We start from the raw sequence: 5474 nt of genomic DNA, 5'->3' as shown, positions 1-5474 counted from the left end.
CGAAGGAACTGGATCACTGCCTTGCTTCCGTCTGCCATGAATCCTGCTCCAGTTTCTAAGCGGGATCTTAAGGGGCATCGATCGGTACAACGCGACCGGTGTCCAGCAGTTCTATTGCCGCATCCCGTGGACTGCGGCCACTGAGATCAAGATTGGATGTTTCTTTGGCTTGTTTGAGCTCGTGGTCATAGCAGCGGTCGTAATAGTCGAGCATCGCGCTGCAAGCATCGCGCCAGCGCCGATCTCTGATCGCCTCTAAGGCTGCTTGCGTTCTTTGAGGCCCGAGCCTGCGCTGGATGCGTTCTGTAGCTTGTTGCAGCTGATCGGGGTCTTGGCAGGCATACACCGCCACGAGCTGATCAATCCGCTCCTCGAGACTGCGGCGAATTTCCAGCACCGGTGCCTGTTGCATCTGCAGGAACAGTGCTTTCGGGATGCGGCAGCGGCCCACCGAGGAGCTCTCTGCTTCCAGCCAAATTTGTGTGGCGTGTTGTTTGCGATAGCCATCCAAGGCTTCAGCGAGTTGATTTTCGTAATGCTCAGTGCTGGGTTGATGGGGTTGGCCAAGACCACCGAAGCTGCTTCCACGGTGATGCGCCAACCCCTCCAAATCCACCACAGCCACATTGAACGATTGCAAGGCGATCAGGAGATCTGTCTTTCCAGTGCCCGTTCTTCCGCCCAGAAGCTGCACTGGCCAGCGCCTTTCAAATTGCTCGAGCACCCAGCGGCGATACACCTTGTAGCCACCTTCGAGCACAAGGGTGGGATGGTCCTGAAGTGCCGCAAGCCAGGCCATGCTGTTGGAGCGCATCCCCCCCCGCCAGCAATACAGCCGAAGCGGTTGGTCGGGGCCTCCAGCTGCCTTCGTTAGAGCTTTGGAGAGATCAACCAGGGCTGGGCCGGTGAAGCTCAGGCCGAGCTCGATGGCTTGTTTGCGGCCCTTTTGCTTGTAGGCACGACCCACAACGGCTCTCTGTTCATCGGTAAACAGGGGGATGTTGATCGCGCCAGGCCAATGACCCTGGGCAAATTCGGATGGAGTGCGTACATCAACCAGCGTTCCGTCCGTCGCCCGAAACTGATTGATTCCGCTCACGTTTGTGGATCCCATCCCTGACATAGTGGGATAACGCCGTGCCAGTTAGAGCAGGTCGCTCGTCATGCTTTCTGGTCTGTCTTCTTCATCCGATCTCAGCGTCGATGAGCTCCTCGAGAAATTCTCCAGTGGCTCAGCACGACAACAACGCTCCTTGATCCCAGCAGTTGAGAAAGCTGCTGATCAATTGGCTTTGATGGGTGAGGGTGCCCTCGCCTCCTTCGATCGTGAAGGAGATGAGTGGACGGCTGGTTGGATTCTTCAGATCTTGCATCGTCATCAACCAGCGGTCTTGAGCCCTCTTTGTGGTGATTCCGGGGGATGGTTTGTGACCGGTTCGGAATGCGATCTCGACTATTCCCCTCTTCAGCAGGCTCTTCTCGAAGAACGGTTTGAAGAGGCTGATCGCCTCACCAGCGTCTTCCTGCGCAAGCTGGCCGGTGAGCAGGCCGAACGGCGGGGTTATGTCTATTTCAGCGAAGTCATGCCCATGAGCGGGTTGGATCTCGTCACGATGGATCGTCTCTGGATCGCTTACTCCCAAGGCCGGTTTGGCTTCACAGTTCAAGCTCGTTTGCTGGCCACTCTCAATGGTCGTTACGACAAGCTCTGGCCTCGGATTGGCTGGAAACAGGAGGGAGTCTGGACACGCTATCCCGGTGCTTTCGATTGGTCACTGAAGGCGCCAGAGGGCCATATGCCTTTGATCAATCAGCTGAGAGGCGTTCGACTGATCGATGCATTGCTCAACCATCCGTCCCTGGTTGCTCGTCAATGAGTGACCGACCTACTGGCATGAATCAGATCAAGGGGTATGGTCAAAACAGGATGCTTCGGTCCTGATGTCATCAAGGCTTGGATCGACTTCAGGGTCGTTCAGTTTCAATCTCACCCCCTCGTTCCAACGAACGCGCTGGGCTGACTTCATTCTTCCTTCCACACTCCAACTCTCTCCGTTGTTGGAGTTGCTCCTCGACCCCGTGGACTGTGATGAGACAAACGGTCGGCTACAGCTCGGTCTTCAGGAAGCCCTCGTTAATGCTGTTCGTCACGGGAACTCTGGCGACCCCAACAAGTGTTTGCGCGTGCGTCGCATCCTTACCCCTCAATGGATGATTTGGCAGATCCAGGATGAAGGTCAAGGAGTTCCCTCCCATGCACGTCTCGGGGAGCTTCCTGGGTGCATCGAAGCGAATCAAGGCCGTGGACTGTTTTTGATGTATCAGTGTTTTGACGATGTGCGCTGGAGTCGACGTGGAAATCGCGTCCAGCTGGCAAGTCGCCGCCCCGACGCTCGAGCGGCGTCTTTCAACGGTGCGGACAGCCAGGGTCTTTCAGTTCCCTTCTGATCCAGCGCAGGGCTTGCTCTGTGAGTTCCTCGACATCGTGGCGCTCTCCACCCTGGATGAGTTGAGACAGAGCAGCAGCCATCAGTTCAGCGCTACGACGGTTGGCATCGGTCTTGAAGCGATGCCAGTCACGGTCGCCAAGACTCAGGCAACCATGAAGCTGCTTCGCGAGTTCAGGGGCGTGTTCTGGCCAGCGCGATTCAGCCGTTGACATTGTCTTCTGACGATCGGTTGCCCTTATCCTGATGCTTCACGTCTGACGCTGCGACGTGCACAGTGAAAGCTTTCATGGCATCAGGTTTCCGTCGCAAACACTTGCGTCCCTTACACGCCCTGGCCACGTTGATTCACTTTCAGCCAAGGCGTTGGGAAGGAAGCGATGTTCGTTCGAGGCGACGATTGCAACGTCGAAGCCTCATTCAACAAGTTGTTGAAGGCCAAAATAATTTTGAGTGGATGTTTAAAACAACCTCAGCTCCAATCTTTTGGCGTTCGCTGCGTTGGGGTGGACCAGGAGTTTTGATTGGATTTGTGCTGGCAAAATTGTCGGCGTGAAGTAACAATAAAAGCCGTGATTTAACTCACAAGAGTTTGTTGATGTACTACCACGAGTGATTCTGGTCCGTTATTAGACGTTTCAGCAAATGACGGCAGATCACTGGAATGAGCTGGAACGGCCTGTCCTTTCAACCAAGCTTGATGCAGGGCATGGCGTCGATTGTCTTCTTCGAGGACGAGACGATCAGCGGCCCCTTGGGGTGTTTCGCCATGCAATAGAGCTGTACGAATACAAATTCCAAAACCATGAGCCTCCACTTGCACTTTCCCTTCCATTAGGACCAACTGAAATGTCCAGCCTTGAAGCCAGCGGACATAAAAAGGGTTGATCATCAAAGCCCTCGGCAAGGGTTCCTGCACCCTATGGGGCGCTGGTCGATATCAAGACGGGTATGTCAGGGAATCACTTCAAGGCTTGTTGGCAGTCCAAACCCTCACCATGAAATGGGATTCAGCTGAGATCCCAGTGAAGCCAGCATTGCTCAGGCGTGATTCGATGTCATCTGAAATGAAATCTCGGTAGAAAGGCTCATGAAAGATCCTCCGGAAATTGTCCATCGCCACGCTGTACTGCGGCGAATCTTTGAGTTGAATCGAGTCGGCAAGAACTAGAACGCCACCGGGCTCGAGCAATCGGTACGCATCATTGAGAACGGCCTGCCGCGCCTCGGCAGGAAGCTCATGCATCAGGAAAACGCAGGTCAACGCCTGCATGCTTTCATCACCAAATGGCATGGATTCTCCATTGCCTTGGAGCAGTTGCACGAGGCTGTCGTTCCCCTTATTCAACCAACGATTGGCCTGACGCAAATAGGATTCCGAGAGATCCAGACCAAAGAGTGAAGCTTTCGGAAGTGCAGCTCGGATTTGATGGAGGGTCCGACCGGTTCCTGTCGCCACGTCAAGAATGCGCAGACTGGCTTCAGGGCGATCACTAAACCGTTTCAAACCCCGTTTCAAGGGAGCGATCAGCCTTCGGCGCATGGCGTCTGCGGCGCCGTTGAACAAAATGTCGACTTGCAAGTCGTAGAGCTCAGCAGAGTGATCGCTGAGATATCCATCGGTTTGGTGATGGAAGTTTTGTAAGTAGTAATCCGGATACAACTCTTTGTCGTGCGTCTCTGGAATGTCCTGGACGTTGCGAGCTCGCCGTCTAGCCCAATTCGAGGGAAGATCAAGCCAAATGCGTGGGTAGCGCTCCGCCCATTCCAACCAGGGGATGTCAAACAGCAGAGATGAGGGATAGAGACCTTGCTCTGACTCCTGCCAATCGATGTCCTGAAGGGCGCTTAATGAGCGTCGAAGTTCGTTCAGTAATGCGTCGGGAACAGGTTCTGTGCTGGGAACAACGTCGGGTGCCAACAGCTCCATGGCTTTGGTGCTCAGCTCCTTATGGGCCAGTCCTGCCAGGCTTCGTCCCTGCTGGATGGTGCGGTAAGCGATTTCAGTCAGGCTCGACGCCATTGGGCAGTGGTCGGATCAATACGCCCATTTCAATGGATGAACCCATACAACCGAGGCTGCAAATCGTGTCGTTAGGGAAAGAATTATGAAGTCAACGCAAATTCCGTATCAACCGATACAGAATGTTTGAGTCGAAACGAGGCTTGCATGATGAACGCCACTCTTCGTTCGCTTCAAATTGACTACAGCAGCAATGTGCTGGAACGCCGCCAGAAGGCAGCTGCTGAGTTTCTTGCTTGGGCCGATCATCACGCCCACGAGCAACGTCTGAGCCAATCCAGTCACGTCCAGCTTGAAGGGCATCCAGATCTTCTCGACTCAAACAGCGCATTGGCCCAACAGCGGGTTTGGGCCAATCGCCATGCCCATGAAAGGCATCTACACAACAGCGCGATGGCCCACCTGCGGCATGGCTGAGTCCTTGGGGTGAATGCCTGGTCCTGTGTGTTGTCGTGGACGTGTGAACACCATTCACTAGATCGTCTCCGGAGCGAAACAATGCTGAGCATCGGAAACAGGCATTGACCGGGGCATTCCGTTCCGTGAGGTTCGGATGATGGCTCGTTAAGAGAGAAAAAGCCAGTTGAAGCTGCGATTGAAGAGAGAGTGTCGCTGAGTTTGTTGTTTAACAATCAACTTGGTGACTACTTTGTGCCGTAAAGGGGACTTTGACACCTAGATTGATCCTATAAAAGAATCAATTTCTTTGGACTCACGCAATGAATGATTGATCAAATTGCAGCTGAGCAGGCCTGAGCGAAGGAGTTGATTGGCTTGACGAGGTGATTTTCAATCGCCACCTTCTAATTCTGCTTCTTGAAACTCCCACATCAGCATCCGTAACGCGTTATCTGGCTTGAGATGAAATCCGTTCTCTGCTGCAATGGCAGCGACAGCTTCGACGTCTGCCGCGACTTTGAGCTGGCCCTGCAGAAGGACGTCGGATTGGACCTTTTCTCTGAAGGCGTTTAATTGCTCTTCTGACATTGGTTCTTGGCTTCTCT

9 protein-coding genes are annotated in these 5474 nt (G+C 53.9%); 4 read left to right on the top strand and 5 right to left on the bottom strand.

Annotation, left to right across the window (positions count from 1 at the left end; translation table 11 throughout):
* Positions 1–67 precede the first annotated feature (67 nt).
* Positions 68–1123: a tRNA 2-selenouridine(34) synthase MnmH gene (gene mnmH, locus NCN04_RS07400; protein WP_250395657.1), complete on the bottom strand. Its 1056-nt coding sequence runs from the start codon at positions 1121–1123 to the stop codon at positions 68–70.
* A 40-nt stretch (positions 1124–1163) separates the two neighbouring features.
* On the opposite strand from mnmH, the gene NCN04_RS07395 reads away from it, so the two are divergent.
* The gene (locus NCN04_RS07395; protein WP_048346634.1) at positions 1164–1877 is read left to right on the top strand and encodes a GUN4 domain-containing protein; all 714 of its coding nucleotides are present in this window, start codon (positions 1164–1166) and stop codon (positions 1875–1877) included.
* 64 nt (positions 1878–1941) lie between these two features.
* Complete coding sequence (locus tag NCN04_RS07390; RefSeq protein ID WP_250395656.1) at positions 1942–2448, top strand: ATP-binding protein; 507 nt, start codon at positions 1942–1944, stop codon at positions 2446–2448.
* Here NCN04_RS07390 and NCN04_RS07385 read toward each other — a convergent pair.
* Positions 2408–2662, bottom strand: coding sequence for a DUF6439 family protein (locus NCN04_RS07385; RefSeq protein ID WP_048346632.1), 255 nt, complete (start codon positions 2660–2662; stop codon positions 2408–2410). The genes NCN04_RS07390 and NCN04_RS07385 overlap by 41 nt on opposite strands.
* A gap of 74 nt (positions 2663–2736) precedes the next feature.
* Between NCN04_RS07385 and NCN04_RS07380 the strand changes: the two genes are divergently transcribed.
* Positions 2737–3003: a hypothetical protein gene (locus NCN04_RS07380; protein ID WP_250395655.1), complete on the top strand. Its 267-nt coding sequence runs from the start codon at positions 2737–2739 to the stop codon at positions 3001–3003.
* A 21-nt stretch (positions 3004–3024) separates the two neighbouring features.
* On the opposite strand, the gene NCN04_RS07375 is transcribed toward NCN04_RS07380, so the two are convergent.
* Together NCN04_RS07375 and NCN04_RS07370 are read right to left on the bottom strand one after the other, a co-directional pair.
* Positions 3025–3339: a copper-binding protein gene (locus NCN04_RS07375; protein ID WP_250395658.1), complete on the bottom strand. Its 315-nt coding sequence runs from the start codon at positions 3337–3339 to the stop codon at positions 3025–3027.
* A 75-nt stretch (positions 3340–3414) separates the two neighbouring features.
* Positions 3415–4470, bottom strand: a complete 1056-nt coding sequence (locus NCN04_RS07370; protein ID WP_250395654.1) for a class I SAM-dependent methyltransferase — start codon at positions 4468–4470, stop codon at positions 3415–3417.
* A gap of 150 nt (positions 4471–4620) precedes the next feature.
* Here NCN04_RS07370 and NCN04_RS07365 point away from each other — a divergent pair, with 150 nt between their 5' ends.
* Positions 4621–4887: a hypothetical protein gene (locus NCN04_RS07365; protein WP_048346630.1), complete on the top strand. Its 267-nt coding sequence runs from the start codon at positions 4621–4623 to the stop codon at positions 4885–4887.
* Positions 4888–5259: 372 nt separating this feature from the next.
* Here the strand turns inward: NCN04_RS07365 and NCN04_RS07360 are convergent.
* Positions 5260–5474, bottom strand: a 215-nt coding sequence (locus tag NCN04_RS07360; protein ID WP_250395653.1) for a Nif11-like leader peptide family RiPP precursor, incomplete at its 5' end; no start/stop codon positions are given.

Source organism: Synechococcus sp. MU1655 (genome assembly GCF_023630655.1).
In the GTDB taxonomy this organism is placed as follows: Bacteria; Cyanobacteriota; Cyanobacteriia; order PCC-6307; family Cyanobiaceae; genus Synechococcus_C.
This window is presented reverse-complemented; position numbering and strand designations above follow the sequence as displayed.